This window comes from Hahella sp. NS-SX17, assembly GCF_057367735.1.
In genome coordinates, this window is sequence record NZ_CM170632.1 from 1,573,638 (window position 1) to 1,591,533 (window position 17,896).

Annotated in this window: 15 protein-coding genes; 6 read left to right on the forward strand and 9 right to left on the reverse strand. The window is 56.5% G+C overall.

Going from position 1 to position 17,896, the window contains the following annotated elements; all coding sequences use genetic code 11:
• Positions 1–12 precede the first annotated feature (12 nt).
• Positions 13–483 (reverse strand): aminoacyl-tRNA deacylase, encoded by a 471-nt coding sequence (locus AC2IBB_RS07100; RefSeq protein ID WP_486332193.1) that lies wholly within the window; start codon positions 481–483, stop codon positions 13–15.
• Positions 484–902: 419 nt separating this feature from the next.
• On the opposite strand from AC2IBB_RS07100, the gene AC2IBB_RS07105 reads away from it, so the two are divergent.
• The 3 genes from AC2IBB_RS07105 to AC2IBB_RS07115 all read left to right on the forward strand — a co-directional run bounded on the left by AC2IBB_RS07105 (position 903) and on the right by AC2IBB_RS07115 (position 3,110).
• The gene (locus AC2IBB_RS07105; protein ID WP_486332194.1) at positions 903–1,766 is read left to right on the forward strand and encodes a tetratricopeptide repeat protein; all 864 of its coding nucleotides are present in this window, start codon (positions 903–905) and stop codon (positions 1,764–1,766) included.
• Between the two features lie 30 nt (positions 1,767–1,796).
• Positions 1,797–2,144 (forward strand): hypothetical protein, encoded by a 348-nt coding sequence (locus AC2IBB_RS07110; RefSeq protein ID WP_486332195.1) that lies wholly within the window; start codon positions 1,797–1,799, stop codon positions 2,142–2,144.
• 81 nt (positions 2,145–2,225) lie between these two features.
• Positions 2,226–3,110: a substrate-binding periplasmic protein gene (locus AC2IBB_RS07115; RefSeq protein WP_486332196.1), complete on the forward strand. Its 885-nt coding sequence runs from the start codon at positions 2,226–2,228 to the stop codon at positions 3,108–3,110.
• Between the two features lie 6 nt (positions 3,111–3,116).
• Here the strand turns inward: AC2IBB_RS07115 and AC2IBB_RS07120 are convergent, their stop codons facing one another.
• From AC2IBB_RS07120 to AC2IBB_RS07135, 4 genes are read right to left on the reverse strand one after another with little or no spacing between them, the layout of a single operon-like run.
• Positions 3,117–4,313: an ABC transporter permease gene (locus tag AC2IBB_RS07120; RefSeq protein ID WP_486332197.1), complete on the reverse strand. Its 1,197-nt coding sequence runs from the start codon at positions 4,311–4,313 to the stop codon at positions 3,117–3,119.
• 1 nt (position 4,314) lies between these two features.
• Positions 4,315–5,529, reverse strand: a complete 1,215-nt coding sequence (locus AC2IBB_RS07125; protein WP_486332198.1) for an ABC transporter permease — start codon at positions 5,527–5,529, stop codon at positions 4,315–4,317.
• 2 nt (positions 5,530–5,531) lie between these two features.
• On the reverse strand, positions 5,532–6,278 hold the full coding sequence (locus AC2IBB_RS07130) for an ABC transporter ATP-binding protein (RefSeq protein WP_486332199.1): 747 nt from the start codon (positions 6,276–6,278) through the stop codon (positions 5,532–5,534).
• Positions 6,275–7,408 (reverse strand): efflux RND transporter periplasmic adaptor subunit, encoded by a 1,134-nt coding sequence (locus tag AC2IBB_RS07135; RefSeq protein WP_486332200.1) that lies wholly within the window; start codon positions 7,406–7,408, stop codon positions 6,275–6,277. The genes AC2IBB_RS07130 and AC2IBB_RS07135 overlap by 4 nt, the downstream gene beginning before the upstream one ends.
• A 203-nt stretch (positions 7,409–7,611) precedes the next feature.
• Here AC2IBB_RS07135 and AC2IBB_RS07140 point away from each other — a divergent pair, with 203 nt between their 5' ends.
• Positions 7,612–8,013: a PilZ domain-containing protein gene (locus AC2IBB_RS07140; RefSeq protein ID WP_486332201.1), complete on the forward strand. Its 402-nt coding sequence runs from the start codon at positions 7,612–7,614 to the stop codon at positions 8,011–8,013.
• A gap of 2 nt (positions 8,014–8,015) precedes the next feature.
• On the opposite strand, the gene AC2IBB_RS07145 is transcribed toward AC2IBB_RS07140, so the two are convergent.
• Genes AC2IBB_RS07145 through AC2IBB_RS07160 form a run of 4 tightly spaced genes read right to left on the reverse strand, consistent with a single transcriptional unit; the run spans position 8,016 to position 13,737 of the window.
• A complete protein-coding gene (locus AC2IBB_RS07145) occupies positions 8,016–10,856 on the reverse strand; it encodes an FAD-binding and (Fe-S)-binding domain-containing protein (protein WP_486332202.1) in 2,841 nt (946 codons plus the stop codon).
• The gene (locus tag AC2IBB_RS07150; RefSeq protein ID WP_486332203.1) at positions 10,849–11,529 is read right to left on the reverse strand and encodes a LutC/YkgG family protein; all 681 of its coding nucleotides are present in this window, start codon (positions 11,527–11,529) and stop codon (positions 10,849–10,851) included. Before AC2IBB_RS07150 ends, AC2IBB_RS07145 begins: the two co-directional genes overlap by 8 nt.
• Positions 11,522–12,991 (reverse strand): LutB/LldF family L-lactate oxidation iron-sulfur protein, encoded by a 1,470-nt coding sequence (locus AC2IBB_RS07155; RefSeq protein ID WP_486332204.1) that lies wholly within the window; start codon positions 12,989–12,991, stop codon positions 11,522–11,524. The genes AC2IBB_RS07150 and AC2IBB_RS07155 overlap by 8 nt, the downstream gene beginning before the upstream one ends.
• A complete protein-coding gene (locus AC2IBB_RS07160) occupies positions 12,988–13,737 on the reverse strand; it encodes a (Fe-S)-binding protein (RefSeq protein WP_486332205.1) in 750 nt (249 codons plus the stop codon). Before AC2IBB_RS07160 ends, AC2IBB_RS07155 begins: the two co-directional genes overlap by 4 nt.
• Positions 13,738–14,318: 581 nt before the next feature.
• On the opposite strand from AC2IBB_RS07160, the gene pdhR reads away from it, so the two are divergent.
• The gene (pdhR, locus tag AC2IBB_RS07165) at positions 14,319–15,086 is read left to right on the forward strand and encodes a pyruvate dehydrogenase complex transcriptional repressor PdhR (protein WP_486332206.1); all 768 of its coding nucleotides are present in this window, start codon (positions 14,319–14,321) and stop codon (positions 15,084–15,086) included.
• Between the two features lie 152 nt (positions 15,087–15,238).
• Positions 15,239–17,893 carry a pyruvate dehydrogenase (acetyl-transferring), homodimeric type gene (gene aceE / locus AC2IBB_RS07170; RefSeq protein ID WP_486332207.1) on the forward strand — a complete coding sequence of 885 codons (2,655 nt, stop codon included), beginning with the start codon at positions 15,239–15,241 and terminating at the stop codon, positions 17,891–17,893.
• Positions 17,894–17,896 lie beyond the last annotated feature (3 nt).

Here is a 17,896-nt window from a genome sequence, read left to right on the forward strand (position 1 = left end):
GCTCTGGCGACGTTAGTTATGTGCGCTGAATGTGCCGTGGGGGCAGCTCTTCATCATTTCCATAAAATCATAGTGAGAGACGTGCACTAACTCTCGATGATCGCCGCCTTCCAGATAGAAATCCGGCTCGTAGGCCAGTTGTTCATCCCAGATAGTCGACATGCCGAATGCTTCGCCGACAGCGGGAATGGCGCCGGCGGCGCAGTCGCCGAACAGGTCGCATAGTTCTTCTTCGCTGGCCAGAGACAATTGACGCCTCAGCGTCTGATTGATCTCGCGCAGGTTGAGGTGGTTGGTGGAGGGAATGGCTGCGATCACGTAGCCTTTTTCATCTTTAAGCACGACCGCCTTCACCATTCTCTCTACGGGAACATGTGCGGTTTGTGCGCTGGCGATTGATGTTTCGCTATAGGGGTGGGTAATGACCTCATAATTCACGTTATGGCTGGTCAGAAACCGTTGGAGTGTATTGGAAATAGACATAGTGTGTCCTCCTCAGCATTGAAGTCGCTCGTGGCGGCTTATTTGCTCATTTGGCGTTTCGCCGTCGGATTCCGGTCTCGCCCTGTTATACATCTGATCATTCATTTGATGGAGCTGGTTAAATTATAGACTGTCATAAGGGGCCGGGCCATGACGCCTTGTTTTTGCGCGGATTCGCCCTCACATTCTTTAGCATTGTTTCTTCCCTTGAATTCAGGCCGACGGAGTTCTCTGTCGAGCCTGGTTTTTTTATTAACATGGCAATGATATCGGCATGTTAATACTCAGGCGCATGGATGCGCCTGCGCGGCGGCCAGCCGCGGGAGACAGGGCCTGGCCTGTGCAGACCCTGTCGTTGCAGACAAACAGAAGGAAGCTATTTGTTTGCCTGATTAATTTAAACCGGAGTCATATCTGACATGGCCGAATCTCCCTATATCATCGAAGCGACCCTGGAAAATTTTCAGGCGGAAGTGTTGGAAAAATCCATGCAGGTTCCCGTACTGGTGGATTTCTGGGCGGACTGGTGCGCTCCTTGTAAACAACTGATGCCTATTCTGGAAAAACTGGCGACGGAATATCAGGGCGCTTTTATTCTGGCCAAGGTAAATGCGGATCAGCAGCAGGAACTGGCGGCGCATTTGGGCGTACGCAGTCTGCCGACGGTGAAGCTGGTTCACCAGGGGAAGCTGGCGGGGGAGTTCAGTGGGGCCCAACCGGAATCCAAAGTCCGCGAGTTACTGGGGCAGTACATTCAAAGCCCGGGCGCCGAACTGCGTGAGCAGGCTCGCGCCCTGGTTGAACAAGGGCAGGCCGAACAGGCGTTGGCGATGTTGACGCAGGCGAATCAGGCTGACCCCAATAACATGGAAATCCTGGTTGATATCGCCGCAGTGAAAGTTGCATTGGGTGAGAAGGACGAAGCAGCGACCATTCTCTCCAGTCTGCCGGCGGACATTCAGGGCCGTCCAGACGTCAAGCAGTTGCTGGCGCGTATTCGCTTTGTTGAGAAAGCCGGCGCTATCGCCCCCCTTGCGGATATTCAGCAACGTTTACAGGCGGATGAAGCGGATGCCGAAGCCCGCTTTCAGCTTGCTCTGCACGCTATCATGAATAACCGGTTCGAGGAGGCCGTGGAGGCGTTGTTGAACTTGATGCAATCTGACCGCAGTTATGGCGATGACGCGGCCAGAAAGACACTAATAGAGCTTTTCGACATGCTGGGCGCTGCGCACCCATTGGTGCGGACTTATCGTCGCAAGCTGTATGCGCTATTACATTGAGGGTGCAAAGCACTGAGAGCAGGCCTGAGAATGTTGAGTGAAGAGCGTAACTACCCGGACAATATCGACGGCTGCCAGTTATGCCGTCGTGACGTTCCGTCTCTGACTCGCCATCACTTGATTCCGAAGACCCTGCACGGCAAGAAAAATATTCGCCGTCAGTATGATCGGGATTATCTCAACAAGGCCATCGTTTGGGTGTGTCGTCCTTGCCATAGCTTCATTCATGGATTGAAGTCCGAATCGGAGCTGGCGGCCCGTTATAACAGCCTTGAGAGCTTGCGGGCGCTGCCTGAAGTGCAGGAGTTTACGCAGTGGCTTGGGTCCAAGCCTGCGGGGTTTTCGCCCAAGAAAAAACTGCGTAAAAAAGGGGGCTGAGCAACGCCGCGCGTGACTGCTGGTTTTGCTTTGCTAAGCTTAAGGATAAACGCCATCTGCATTTCATGATGGGGCTCCGTTATGAAGTTGATCTTTGTTGGAATCGTCTTTTTCTTCTGCCAGATTGCCTGGGCGGCCGGGCCGCTCAAAGTGGTTTTCCCCGCATCAGAATCACTGCAGGACACTCGATTTATCGACTTGGTGGAGATGTTGAAAGTCTCCCTGGATAAAACCGTTGAGCAATACGGGCCTTATTTGTTGGAGGAGACCCCTCTGGCGATGAACGAAGCCCGCTATCTTGCAGAGTTGGACAGGGGCTCATCCGTCCTCAATGTAGCCTGGAGTTCCACTTCGGAAGAGAAAGAGCGTTTGATGCGCCCCATCCGCATTCCTCTGCGAAAAGGTCTGCTGGGTTATCGCCTAAGCCTGATCACGGAAGAGACGCAGGCCAAGTTCGATCTCCTTGAGAACGTTTCGGACCTGCGCTTGCTCAGCGTCGGTCAGGGGTTGGGCTGGGGAGATATTCAGGTATACGAAAAGAACGGCTTTCATGTGGTGACGGCGAGCAGTTATGAAGGCCTGTTCAAGATGCTGGCGCAACGCCGGTTCGACCATTTCCCCCGGGGCGTGAATGAGATTTTCACTGAGTATCAGGCCCGGCGCGACTACCTTTCGCAGATTCAGATTGAGCAGCGCGCACTGATCTACTACCCCTGGCCCTATTACTTTTTTGTCTCCAGGCACAACTCCAAGCTGGCTGAACGTATTGAAAAAGGACTGAACATCATGATCGCAGACAAGTCCTTTGACCAGATTTTCTTTAAGCACCATGGCGACTCGATCACCAAGGCGCGTTTGTCCGAGCGCCGCGCCTTTGTGATTAGAAATCCATTTTTGCCCAAAGAAACGCCGACTCAACGTAAAGAGCTTTGGTATGACCCCCTGAACCTGATGTCGCAACTGTGACGGCGATTACTCCGCCCGGAGCGCCTCAATTGGGTTCAGGCGGGAGGCCTGGAGCGCCGGAGCAACGCCGGCAATAAGCCCGATCAGGGAAGAAAGCGACAGCGCTATCAAGAGGAATGGAATATGGGGGCGGATGGGGAAATCCGGCGCGAACAAATAAGCGACTGCGGTGACGCAGCCCATGAGCAGCAATCCGCATATCCCGCCAATGGTGGACAGGGTGACGGCTTCCGCGAGAAACAGGCTGAGCACCTGAGAACGGGTGGCTCCCAACGCTCGCAATAAACCGATTTCGCTGGTGCGTTCTCTAACGCTGGTGGTCATGGTGGTAAGTATGCCCACTCCCCCCACCAACAGCGAGATTGAGCCAAGCAGTCCCACCGCCAGCGTAAGCACTGAAAGTATGCTGTTCAGGCTGGTGAGCATCTGATCCTGTGTAATCAGGGTAAAGTCCTCCCGGCCATGGCGTTGAATCAGCATCTTTTTAATCAGGGTGGACATGTAGGTGGAATCTGTAGCGGGGGAGAAAATGACGTCAATCTCCATCAAGCCCTCGCGATTGAAGAGGTCGAGCGCCAGGTCGGCGGGGATATAGGCGGTGTCGTCAAGATCGAACCCCAGCATATCTCCCTTGGGCTCAATCACCCCAATCACGCGAAAGCGCATACCGCCGATGCGGATAAGCTGACCCAAAGGGCTTTCACCTTTAAACAACTCTTGTTTAACCTTGTGGCCGATGACCGCATAAGGGCTGGAGCGCGTATCGTTGTTACGGGGCAAAAAACGACCCTGCGCCACGGCGAAACGCCAGGCCGCGGGCATGTCCGCGCTGACGCCGAAGATATCCACATTACGGGTGCGCTGTTTGTATTCTATGGCTCCGGCCCCTTGCACAACCGGCGCCACATATTCCACATAAGGCGCCTGACGCAGGGCTTCCGCGTCCTGTAATGAGAGGGGACGCACGGTGCTGAGAATGCCTCCCATGCCGCCGGTTACGTTTTTACCCGGGTTAATTGCGATAATGCGTGCGCCGAACTGGGAAAACTCATCCATGACATAACTGCGCACGCCTTCTCCGATAGACGTGAGTAAGGCGACTGCGGCGATGCCGATGGTGATGCCGAGTGACGTGAGCACGGCGCGGGTGCGGCCAAAGTAGATGGTGCGGGTCACCATTTTCAGTAGGTCCGGCGCTTTCATGTCAGGGACCTTGCTTGTGTGTCAGCGCTTCGACGGGCGCCAGGGCGGCGGCTTTGCGGGCGGGCAGGTAGGCGAAAAGCAGAGCCGTGATAATCGCTACGCCCACCGCCGCAATCTTCACCCACATTGGCGAGCCCAGTGGAATCTGATCGTAGAGAAGGCGGCCCGCCGCCAATAAGGACTCGCTTATCAAGAGCCCAATCAGACCGCCGATTATCGCCAGCAATAGCGCCTCGCTCAGAAATAGTCGGCGGACAGTCGCGGCGCTGGCGCCAAGCGCTTTCAGCAGTCCTATTTCCGCCGTGCGTTGACTGACGCTGATCAGCATAACGTTCATAATCAACACCCCCGCCACGGCCAGACTGATCCCGGCGATGCCGCCTACCGCCAGCGTCAGTGTGCGCAGAATCTCATCGAAGGAAGAGAGTAACGCGTCTTGCGTGATCAGGGTGATGTCTTCCTCGCCGTCGTGTCTTTCCTTGATGATGCTGAGAATGGCGTTGCGAGTGTGCGTCAGTTCCCGCTCTGAGCGGACTTCCGCAAACAGTCGAAACAATCCTTCCTGGTTGAATAGCATCTGGGCGCTGGCGACGGGGATCAGCATTGCTTCATCGAAGTTCAGGCCCATGGCGACCCCTTTGCTCTCCAGAATGCCGATGACGCGAAAGCGACGGTCGCCAGCGCGCACCCATTGTCCGAGGGCGGGTTCGGGGCCAAAGAGTTCGCGCTTCAGTGTTTGCCCCAGCACGCAAACTGCGTCGGCGAAAGCCGGGTCTCCAGGCGGCAGCGCTCGCCCTTGCAACAGGCTCAGTTTACGAATCGCGAAGAAGTCGTGCGTAGTTCCCACCACGAAACTTTCCCGCAGGCGGTTTTCAAAGGACAGCTCCGCCATACCCGCGATCAGTGGGGCTGTGCGGGTGACGGCGGAGAGACGGGTCAGCGCCAGCATATCCTCCAAGGTCAGATCACGAGGCGCTTCTCCGGTAATGGGCGGCATGCCGCCAGTGGTTTCTTTTTTGCCGGGCATGATGATCAGGGTGTTTTTGCCCAGAAAGCTGAACTCTCCTAATACGAACAACCGCGCGCCTTCGCCCAGTCCCGTCAGCAGGTTCACCGCCGCTACGCCAATGACAAGGGCGACCATGAGCATCAGCGTGCGAAAGCGATGTCCAACCATGACCTGGATATTGAAGCGGGCCAAGTCCAGGGCGCGCATGGCTAGTTGTCCACGCCGCTCTGGCGTACGTCACTCTGAATGCGACCATCGACCATACGAAGCTGACGCTTGGCGCGCCTGCCCAGCTCGACATCATGAGTGACCACCGCCAGGGTAATGCCCTGGGCGTTCAATTCTTCCAGTAAGGTAACGACATCGGCGCCGGACTGGGTGTCCAGGTTTCCTGTCGGCTCATCCGCGAGCAGCAGCTTGGGCTTCATGATGATGGCTCTGCCGATGGCTACGCGTTGCCGTTGACCGCCCGAGAGCTGATTGGGCAGGTGATCCGCGCGGGCGCTCAGGCCCAGTCGCTCCAACATTGTGCTCACCATACGCGCCCGGGTTTTGGCGGCAGTTCCGGCGAGAACCAGCGGCAACTCAATATTCTCCCGTGCGCTCATACGGGGGATGAGGTGGTAGGATTGGAATACAAAGCCGATGTTTTGCTGTCGCAAGCGCGCTCGTTTCTCTTCGTTGAGGTTCTGTGTGGGCTCTCCGTTCAATAGGTATTCGCCTGCATCTGGCCGATCCAGGAGACCGAGAATATTCAGCAGTGTTGATTTACCTGAACCGGAGGGGCCCATGACGGACACATAGTCGCCGGCCAGAAGTTCCTGGCTTACGGCGTCCAATGCTTTGACGACTTGTTCGCCAAGCTGGAAATGGCGATTTATCCCGTGCAAAGCGACGACGGGTTTGAGCTGTGTTGACGGCGGCGGGGGCGTTACAGGTTGTTTGGATGCGCTCATGGCTGCGGACGCACCTGCACACCATCCTCGGCGCCTTCCTGGTCCAGGGCGGAGAGAATGCGGTCGTCCTCGTTCAGGCCGCTTTGAACTTCGGTGTAGACCCAGTTGCCGATCCCCCCTTTGAACGAAACCTTGTGGAGAGTCTGGTCGCTTGGGTCAAATCTCAAGACTGCGTTTCCTTCCAGGATCATTTCCGTAGGCACGCGCAAGACGCTGTCCCGGCTATCGATGATGATTTCGATGTCCGCGCTGTACCCGACCAGTAAATTCATGTCCTCGGGGAACTCACTAATCGCCACTTCCACATCGACAGTGCGCGCCTGCTTTTCGTATTCCTGCACGTAAGGCGCGACCCGCGTGACGACAGCCTGGAGAGCGCGACCGCGAAAGGCGTCCAAGGTCACGCGGGCGGACATGCCGATCTTGATGCGGGCCGTGTCGACTTCATCGATGGGCGCACGGATGTATAGACAACTATCGTCAATCAAGTCTACAGCGGGTGGGGTGGGTACGCCGGGGGGAGATGGCGTTACATACTCCCCGATTTCGCCATTGATTTCCGCGATCACTCCGCTGAAGGGGGCTCGTAAAGCGCTGCGTTCCAGTTGCGCCGCCTGCAACGCCACCACTGCCTGGCTTTCTTCGATCTGCGCGGCGGCGGCCTTGCAGGCGAGGGAGGACATGCCCGCTTGAGTACGGGATGCGTCCAGAATGTCTTCGGATGACAGCTTTTTACTAGCGAGGGTCTGTTGGCGTTGCAGTTCGCGCTGGTCGCGTTCTGCGCCGAAGCAGACTTCCGCCTTTTTGCGCTCGGCGACGGCCAGCCCGGCGCGCGCCTGGTCGTAGAGCGCGCGCAGATCCTTGTTCCAGAGCTCCAGTAACAATTGGCCAGTCTCGACTCGATCTCCCGCTTTGACGTGGAGCCTGGCCACGGCGCCGCCGGTGGGCATGGACAGCCTGGAGCGCTGACAGGCCCGTACGGCGCCGGCGCGGGTGTTCGCCACTGTGCTTTCCACCGGTCCTTTGCTGAGTGAGTGCAGGGGAACCGGCAATGGCTGCGGTCGCCACTTCCAATAGCCCAGCCCAATGATCAATGTCACAACAAGCAACGTTACCAAAGCCTTTTTCACCACTCCCCCTGTGTCGCCGGCGCGGATCTGTCTGTCGATGACGCTTGGGCCATTGTGTCCGATCGCCGGGGCGCGAAACCCGATACAAATCAAGTTAGCACTGAATTGGCGTTGGCGTAGGGTCTGCTAATCTTTAGTATATGCAGGCTCGACATGACAATGTGTAAGGCGCAATTCGAAGGGCTGGAGCGACAGACCAGAGAATGGAGTCCATGCGCTGGCGTTGCGGACACCCCATAAAGCTGGCGAAACCGGAGGATGCGATGAGCGACGCTCATGAGCATGATGGTCGACGCAGTCCCAGGCGGACCGCGTCTTGGCGAACGATAGTCAAGACCCCCGACAAAAAGATGTACATGGGCAAAATCGATAACGTGTCCGCCCACGGCTATCTGTTTGAGTTCCCAGTTCCGGTGCCGGTCGGCGCAACGCTGATCATGAAAGTCGAGATCGTGCACCACGCCAAGCGTTGGGAGAGCATCGCATCAGTTATCGTTCGACACGTTGTAGTGCGCACATCGTCCTATCTGGTCGGTGTGGAGATCACCGATATCGACGATGAGACCGCCCATTTTCTTAACGATTACGCCAACGGACATGCGTAGCTTTATACTCTCGCCGTTCCCTCCAATTTTTCACTGACTCTATCCACCAGATAAACAATGCTGTGATAGTGCACGCCCGCATGCAGCGATAAGCCGATTTCGCAGCTACGGCTATTGGAGAAGCCTTCTCCGCATCCCTTTTCCTGTACTTGCGCTTTCAGCGGCGCCAAGGCTGACGCGTTCAATTCTGGGTGACTGAAACCCCTGTCGCCGGCGAAACCGCAGCAGGTGATATGTTCCGGCGTCACCACTTCATGACAGCAGCGTTTGGCGATCGCCAGGAGTTTGTCGCCAATCCCCATTTTTTGCGCGCTGCAAGTGACATGAATGGCGATAGGCGCATCTTCTTTTTGAATGCTCAGGCGATCGAGCACGTAGTCGTGAATAAATTCGACGGAGTCGTAAATCTTTAATTTCCTCCCAGCTTCGGTTTGCTCAATCGTTTCCTTCAATTTCTGTGTGCATGGGCTGGCGTCGCAAAAGACGGGGAGCTGTCCGTTGTCGCTGGAAGTCAGCAGCGCTTGCGCCAGCTCTTCGGCCTTTTGCTGCGCGCTGTTGGGGAAGCCTTTGCTGGCGAAGGGCAAACCACAACAAAGTTGATCGATATTGGACGGGAAGCGAACCTGAAAGCCTGCCTTTTCCAACAAGCGCAAACAGGCTTCCGTGAGAGAGCGGGTTTCCGCATCGCCCCGGGCGGGCCCCATGGTGCGGGACGCGCAACTGCTGAAATACACCACGTCCGCCGTCTTTTCATCTGTCCGACATGAACGGGTGGCGGTGGGAAGATAAGGATGCCAGAGCGGCGTCCGTTCTTTGCTTAGCTTGCGGGCGGCGTGGCTTAGCGTGGTCATCGCCCCTGAGCCCAAAACCCGGTGCATAGCGTCGGCGCCGCCGAGGCCTAAGCGTGTGGCTTTGGTCAGTGTGGAATAGTGTTCGGCGGCCCATTGGGCTTTACCAACTTGCGCGGCGTTTTTCTGTTTGCGATGCAGGCGGGTGAGATCGCCGGTATTAATGCTCACCGGGCAACTTAGCGCGCATAGACCGCACGCGGCGCAAGTGTCGTCACCGGCGTAGTCATAAGCGTCCATTAATGTCCGTAATTGTTCGGCGTCTTCTCCGTTTGCCTGCAGGCGGGCGATTTCCCGGGAGGCGACGATGCGCTGGCGCGGCGTTAGGGTTAGTTCGCGAGAGGGGCAGGCGGGCTCGCAAAAGCCGCATTCGATACATTTATCCACCAGCGGGTCCGCTGCGGGGAGCGGCTTGAGATGACGCAAGTGCGCCTCTGGGTCGTCGTTGATGATGACGCCAGGGTTCAGAATGCCTTTGGGGTCGAACAGGTCTTTGATGCGACGCATGACGGCATAAGCTTCCGCACCCCATTCCAGCTCGACAAACGGCGCCATATTACGGCCTGTGCCATGCTCCGCTTTCAGGGAGCCGCCGAAGCGCACCGCCACCAATTGCGCCACGGCGTCCATCAATCCGCGATAACGCTCAATGGCGAGATCGGAGGAAAACTCCTGGGAAAACACAAAGTGCAGGTTCCCTTCCAGGGCGTGGCCAAAAATCAGCGCGTCAGGATAATCGTACTCGTTGAACAGGCGCTGCAATTCCAGGACGCCTTCCGCCAAGTGTTCAATCGGGAAGGCAATGTCTTCGATGATAACCGTCGTACCAACGTCCCGGGCGGCGCCTAATGCGGGAAACAACCCTTTACGCAGATTCCATAGTTGCGCGCAATGGTGGGGATCTTTGCTGAACGGAACCTGGTTCAGCAATGAAAACTCATTGAGCAGTTGCTGGATCTGTTCGATCTGGTTGTCCAGCATCAGGGCGTCAGCGGCGCGGGTTTCAATCAACAGCGCCGCCGCGCCGGGGGGCAGGTCACTCACAAACTCCGGCGTGCCGGGCTTGCTTTGTACGGAGGTGAGGCCGCGTCGATCAATCAGCTCCACGGCCGCTACGGGGGATGTCTTCAACTTCGACACCGCCTGACATGCGACATGGATGTCTGGAAAAAACACCAGGGCGGTGGCTTTGTCAGGATGATCCGCCACGGTGTTATAAGTAATGGAGGAGATGAATCCCAGCGTCCCTTCGGAACCGATTAGCAAGTGCGCCAGAATATCCACCGGGTCGGTAAAGTCCAGAAGCGCATTGATGCCGTAGCCGGTAGTATTTTTCAGGCGATACTTGTGTCGAATTTTCGCCGCCAGCTCAGGATTGGCGAGAATCTCCGCACGTAGACTCGAAATGCCTTGCAACAGTGTTGCGTGTGTCTGTGCAAACGCCTTGCGGGAGTTCTCGTCGTCAGTATCCAGGACGGTTCCGTCCGCCATTACCGCACGGATATGCGCCAGAGTATGGTAGCTGTTCTGTTGCGTTCCGCAGCACATGCCGCTGGCGTTGTTGGCTGCGATGCCGCCGATTTTCGCCGCATTGATGGACGCAGGGTCCGGGCCGATTTTGCGTTGAAAAGGCGCCAGGTAGCGATTGGCGTGAGCGCCGATCACGCCGGGCTGCAGGCGAATACGGGCTCCATTCTGCTCGATTTGATGCTCTCGCCATCCCTGTAGCTGCACCAGCACCGAGTCTGTCACCGCCTGACCGGACAGGCTGGTGCCCGCCGCCCTGAAGGTTAGCGCGATGCGGTGAGCGTCGGCCTGTTGTAACAAGCGGATGACTTCGTCTTCGTTTTCCACCCGCAACACCAGTTGCGGAATCAAACGATAAAAGCTGGCGTCCGTTCCATAGGCGAGACGACGCAGGGGATCGTCAATCACTCTGGCGGGGGGAATGAACTGGCGCACCGCCTGAGAGAAGCGGGTGAAGGACTCAGACACGGACGCTTTCCTCCGTAACTATCAGAACGACGATCAGGCGTTTGGGCCCATGTGCGCCGTAAGCCAGCGTCTGCTGAATATCGGCGGTTTTGGAAGGACCGGAGATCAGCAGCAGGTTTGTCGACAAAGTGGGTTCGACCTGAGTTTGATGAAGCGCTTCGGGTAAGTCTGAATACAAGTCTTTGGCATGGATAATCAGGCTGTGCGTAGGGGGAACCAAAGACAGAGCGCGAGGTTCATCGGGCCCGGTTTTCACCATCAAGGTTCCCGTCTCGGCGACGCCCGCCATGGCGGCGCCAAAGCCTCCCTGGATGTGGTTGAACAGCGCGTCTTTACAGCTCTCGATGCTGTTCTCGTAGGCCTGTAACTGTAGTTCGGGAAACTCATGCGCTGCAGATTTTAGGCTTTCTCCATGGGGCGTGTTCGGGGCGTAAATCACGCTATGGACGCCCGTTTCCCGCCACAGAGATAAAAGGCGCTGTGTCCAATCCTCTTGCGTCGCCGTGATCACTTCAGCGTGCGCCGCATGCAGGTTTTCGGTAAACAGGCGCACTTTCTCTGCCATATTGAGTTCCGCCGATGCGGTGGTGGAAGCCGTTTCCTGCGGAGGCTGGGAAGGTTTCGGCTGCCGATAAGTGCGTAAACGGTTGAGGATGGCTTCGCGACTACTCATGCCGACCGTGCTCCTGTGATGAGGCGTTTGATTGAGAGCGCTGCGCCGCCAGTTCATGTAACGAGCGCGCGGCGGGTTTGGGAGCGCTGCGATAGCGGGTCCAGGGACCGATGTTTTTGGGCGTCAGCGCGCGCAGCCGGGTAGCGAGCAGTAGCGCCAGTTTGTACAGTCCAGGTTTGCGCGACAACAGCGCCCATAACTTCCAGGTAACCGCTTCCGAGCGTTTGCGTAGTGAACCCTGGCCTCTTGGGGCGGGTACGGGCGTTGGCTCGTTGTTGTTGGACTCATAACGCAGGCGACGAATCAGATCCGCTAATGGAATCTTGACCGGGCAGGCTTCGCCACAGGCGCCGTTGAGAGAGCAGGCCTTGGTGATGGCGCCCGCCGTATGCAGACCCCAAATCTGCGGCGACACCACCTGGCCGATGGGGCCGGGATAAGTGGCGCCATATGCGTGGCCGCCTATGCGTGTGTATACAGGGCAGTGATTCATACAGGCGCCGCAGCGAATACAGCGCAGAGTTTCTTGCAGTTGCTTATCCGCATAGATACGCGAACGTCCGTTATCCAGCAGTACAACATGCACTTCCTGTGGGCCGTCTTTTTCATCCGGCTTGCGCGGGCCGCTGATCATATTGAAATAAGTAGTGATGGCCTGTCCGGTTGCTGAACGGGTAAGCAGGCGCAGCAGGGGAGGAATGTCCCGTAGCGACTCAACCACTTTTTCAATGCCGCAAAGGGCGATATGCACAGGCGGAATAGTGGTGGTCATGCGACCATTGCCTTCATTTTCCACCAGACAGAGCGTGCCGGTCTCCGCCACGGCGAAGTTCACGCCGGAAAGACCCACCTCCGCCTCGAAAAATTTCTGCCTCAATACGTCGCGGCCAATGCCGATCAGGCGGTCGACGTCTTCGCTATATTCCACGCCATCTATTTTCTGGTTGAACAGGCGGGCGATTTGCTGCTTGTTCTTGTGAATAGCAGGCATGATGATGTGCGAGGGCGTCTCGTCCGCCAGTTGGACAATGTATTCGCCCATGTCGGTTTCCAGGCATTCGACGCCATGATCGGCCAGAAAATGATTAAGCCCAATCTCCTCCGACGCCATGGATTTTCCTTTCACCATGTGGGTGGCGTCATGCTTGTGCATGATTTCCAAAATGATGGCGTTGGCCTCCTGCGAAGTCTCCGCCCAATGCACCTGTATGCCGTTTTCCGTGCAGCGCTGCTCGAACTGCTCCAATAGCTCAGGCAGCTGACTCAGGCAACGATTGCGGATGGCCTCGCCTTGGCTGCGTAAGGCTTCCAGGTCCTCTTTGTCGGGAAACATGGCGGCGCGTTTGCCCATCAGGAAGTCCATGGCGCCGCGGAAATTGGCGCGAAGTTCCTGATCTTGCAGGGCGTCGTCGACGCGTTTGTCGAACTCAAGGTTGACCGTGGCGGGCTCGAAACGGCTCATTGCGTACGCTCCCATATAAAGGAAGCAATATGTTGCGCCGGGAGCTTATCTTGGCGCTTTTCCAGAGCGCCGCTGATATTCATCAGACAGCCGCAGTCGCCGGAAACCAGATCATTGGCGCCAGTGGCGAGCAGGTTGTCGCATTTGTCCTGCACCATCGCATTGGAAATGTCCGGCGCTTTCACGGCGAACGTACCGCCAAATCCGCAACATTCGGAGGCGCGCTCCTGTTGCACGATGGCCACATTGCTCATCTGGCGCAGCAGGGAGATGGCGTCTTGCGCTGTTTTCGTACCGCGCTGGGCGCTGCAGGAGTTGTGGATGGCCACGGTGGCGGCAGGCCCGTGATCTACAAGGGAAATTTTACAGACATGCACCAGAAATTCAGTGAGTTCATAGGTGCGCGCAGCCAAATCCAGCGCCTGTTTATGCAGGGGCGTACCGGCGAACAGGTCCGGATAGTGATGGCGGAACATATCCGCGCAAGAAGCAGAAGGGACTACAACTGGCAGCTCTTCTCCCAGGCAGGCGATTTGCGCCGCCGCCACCTTACGCGCCTCATTGTCGTACCCTGAGTTATAGGCGGGCTGGCCGCAGCAGGATTGCTGTTGCGGATAGATCACCTTGACGCCTTCGCGCTCCAGCAATTGAATGCCCGCCATACCCGCTTCGGGGTAGAACAGATCAATGAGGCAGGTGCCGAAAAAATACACCTGCTCGGGTTTTTCCGGATAGGCTCGTTGCATGTCTGATCTCTGTGTTGACTCCCCCTGAGCTGAATCTAACGGTAAGCCTCGGCTGCCGTAGATTTTGCGTGAGGGATTGTGGTTTTAATTATTGGTAATACCAATTTACCAAAAATGCTGAGGCTAAAATAACGCGGGGTTCCCGCTGGTGTCAATCAGCGGCGACAAACCTAGTGTGTGGCTAATAAATGTACTTGCTGGTGGGATGTTAATACTTTGGTCTAAGCAATAATGCGTTTGCAGAACAGTTGTGTTAGCCTGCGCGTCGTTTGGATTGGTCATACCAGTTTGTTGGTCGTACCATCAGCGGCGAATCCGCCGCAGTTTCCAAAGATACACCAGGATTACAGACGGCGCGCGGGGCGTCGGGGCTATCGGAAAGTGGCCGCATATGCCTCCCGTGCTAAGCTTACTTGCGTACATCGCTGCGCGCATGCTCGGCCTTTCAAGCGCCTGCGGCTAAATGTCCTGACATCCGCCCGCGGGGAAGTTGATTCCACAGACTGCGAGGTAAGGGAGCGTCGGAAAGTGAAACGTTTAGCGTCTGCTTGGAGCCATAACACCGTCTCGGTGACATTTTAATGCCTGTAATGAAGCCCCTTAAACAACCCAAGTTGTCGGATGTGATCGTCGACAGCCTGGAGCAAATGATATTGGAAGGCAGCCTGAAACCAGGTCAGCGGTTGCCTCCCGAGCGGGCGTTGGCGGTGCAGTTTGAAGTATCCAGGCCCTCTGTGCGAGAGGCTATCCAGAAACTGGAGGCCAAAGGGCTGGTGGTGAGGCGTCAGGGCGGGGGCAATTTTGTGTCCCAGGAACTGGGCGCCAGTTACACCGAACCGTTGTTCGCCCTGATCGGGCAGCATCCGGAAGCGCAGTATGACCTGTTGGAGTTCCGTCACGCGCTGGAAGGCGTGGCCGCTTACTACGCCGCAATTCGCGGGACGGGGGCGGATCGCAAAATTATTGAAAAACGCTACAATGACTGGCTGAACTATCACGAACAACGCGTCTCTGATCTAGAGGCGAAAGCGGATGCGGAGTTTCATCTGTCCATCGCGGAAGCCGCCCACAATGTGGTGCTGCTTCATACTATGCGCGCATTGTTCACCTTGTTGAAACAGAATATTGTTAGCAACCTACATTACCTCTACGAAGAAGAGGCGATGCGGCTGAAAATAAAAGAGCAACACTTTCGCCTGAAAGAAGCCGTACTGGCGAGAGATCCGAACGCCGCCCGAGCCGCGGCTCACGAGCATCTCGCATATGTGGAAGAAATCGTATTGGAAAAAGGCAAGGCCGATTCCAGAAACTTGCGCTCCCTGCGGCGCCTGCAAAATCTGGATGAATAAAAAAATCCTGCCGCGCGACTACTTTTTAAAAGATCCTGATGTGGGTCGATGGGGACTCCGGAACATTTTTTTATGGTGCGCTGGCGCTCACAAGGCGTCGGCGCGTCCGGTAACACAATTACAATCAATCTAGCTCTACAGGAGTAACCTCTATGCATGATGATGCCGATCCTATTGAAACCCAGGAGTGGTTGGATTCGATGGAATCCGTCCTGGAGACCGAAGGCGTCGAGCGTGCAACCTACCTGCTGACACGGTTGGCGGAGCGGGCGACGCGCGACGGGACGCAACTGCCTTATTCCATTACGACACCCTATCGCAACACTATTCCGCATACTAAAGAATCACGTATGCCCGGCGACCTGTTCATGGAGCGCCGCATTCGTTCACTGGTGCGCTGGAACGCCCTGGCGATGGTGTTGCGTGCGAACAAGAAGCCTGGCGAGCTGGGCGGACATTTGTCCTCGTTCTCCTCCATCGCCACTTTATATGATGTGGGCTTCAACTATTTCTTCCACGCTGGCGACGACAAGCGCGAAGGCGATTTGATTTACTTCCAGGGCCACACTTCCCCTGGCGTATACGCGCGTTCTTTCCTGGAAGGCCGCTTCTCTGAAGAGCAGATGGACAACTACCGCAGCGAAGTTGACGGTAACGGTCTGTCCTCTTATCCGCACCCCTGGCTGATGCCTGATTACTGGCAGTTCCCGACTGTATCTATGGGGCTGGGCCCGATTCAGGCGATCTATCAGGCGCACGTGATGAAGTACCTGCACAGCCGTGAGCTGACCAATATGGAAGGCCGCAAAGTGTGGTGTTTCGTTGGCGACGGTGAGTGCGACGAGCCTGAAACTCTGGGCGCCATCGGTTTGGCCGGCCGTGAAAAGCTGGACAACCTGATCTTCGTCATCAACTGTAACCTGCAGCGTCTGGATGGACCGGTGCGTGGCAACGGCAAGATCATCCAGGAGCTGGAAGGCATTTTCCGCGGGGCGGGCTGGAACGTATTGAAAGTCGTTTGGGGACGCCTGTGGGACCCACTGTTCGAAAAAGACGACCACGGTCTTATGCAGACGCGTATGGACGAAGCGGTCGACGGCGAAATGCAGAACTTCAAATCCAATGGCGGCGCTTACACCCGTAAGCACTTCTTTGGTAAGTACCCTGAGCTGCAGAAAATGGTTGAGAACATGTCCGACGAGGACATTTACAAGCTCAATCGCGGCGGTCACGACCCCTACAAAGTGTATGCCGCCTACCATAATGCGGTGAATCACAAAGGTCAGCCGACAGTTATTCTGGCGCATACCGTTAAGGGTTATGGTTTTGGCGAGCAGGGCGAAGCCCAGAACACTACGCACCAGTTGAAGAAGCTGGACATGGAGACGGTCAAGAAATTCCGCGACCGTTTCGGCGTGCCGATCTCCGACGATGAGATCGAGAACCTGCCTTACTACCGTCCGGCGCCGGATTCCCCTGAAGCGCTGTACATGAAGAAAATGCGTGAAAGCCTGGGTGGCTTCCTGCCCAAGCGTCGCAAAGATTGCCAGCCGCTGCAGATTCCAGGGCTGGATGCGTTTGAGGCTGTACTGAAAGGCAGCGACGGTCGCGAAATCTCCTCCACCATGGCGTTCGTACGTGTACTTAACGCACTGGTTAAAGACAAGCAGATCGGCGGGCGCGTTGTTCCGATCGTTCCTGACGAAGCCCGTACTTTCGGTATGGAAGGCATGTTCCGTCAGTTGGGTATTTATACTTCCGAAGGTCAGAAGTACGTGCCGAACGACCGCAACCAGATCATGTACTACAAGGAAGACAAGCAAGGTCAAATCCTTGAGGAAGGCATCAACGAGGCGGGCGCCATGTCCGCGTGGATTGCTGCGGCGACGTCCTACAGCACCAACGATTACCCGTTGATCCCGTTCTACATTTACTACTCCATGTTCGGCTTCCAGCGCGTTGGCGATCTGGCCTGGGCGGCTGGCGACATGCGTGCGCGCGGCTTCCTGCTGGGCGGCACGGCTGGCCGCACCACGCTGAACGGCGAAGGTTTGCAGCACCAGGATGGCCACAGCCACATTATCTCGGCGACCATCCCGAACTGTGTTTCTTATGATCCGACTTACGGTTACGAAGTGGCGGTTATCGTTCGTGACGGTCTGCGTCGTATGTATGGCGAGAACGAAAACGTCTACTACTACCTGACGCTGATGAACGAAAACTACGAGCATCCCGCCATGCCGGAAGGCGCAGAGGAAGGCATCCTGAAAGGGATGTATCTGTTCGAAGAAGGCGCGAAAGACGGCAAGGCGCGGGTTCAGTTGCTGGGTTGCGGCGCTATCTTCAATGAAGTGCGCGAAGCGGCGAAACTGCTGAAAGACGACTTCAGCATCGACAGCGATATCTGGTCCGTCACTAGCTTCACCGAGCTGGCTCGCGAAGGTCATCACGTACGTCGCTGGAACATGCTGCATCCGGAAGAACCGCGTCGCGAGAGCTACGTGAAGCAGTGTCTGAAAGATCGTGAAGGCCCGGTGATCGCGTCTACCGATTACATGCGTCTGTTCGCCGATCAGGTGCGTCAGTTCATCCCACAGCAGACCGTACATGTGCTGGGCACAGACGGGTTTGGCCGCAGCGACACTCGTGAGAAGCTGAGACAGCACTTCGAAGTCGACCGTTACTACGTTGCGGTGGCTGCGCTGGATTGTCTGGCTCGGGAAGACAAGATCGAACGTTCTGTGGTGACTGAAGCGATCCGCAAATACGGCATCGATCCTAACAAACCGAACCCAATCTACGCCTGATAG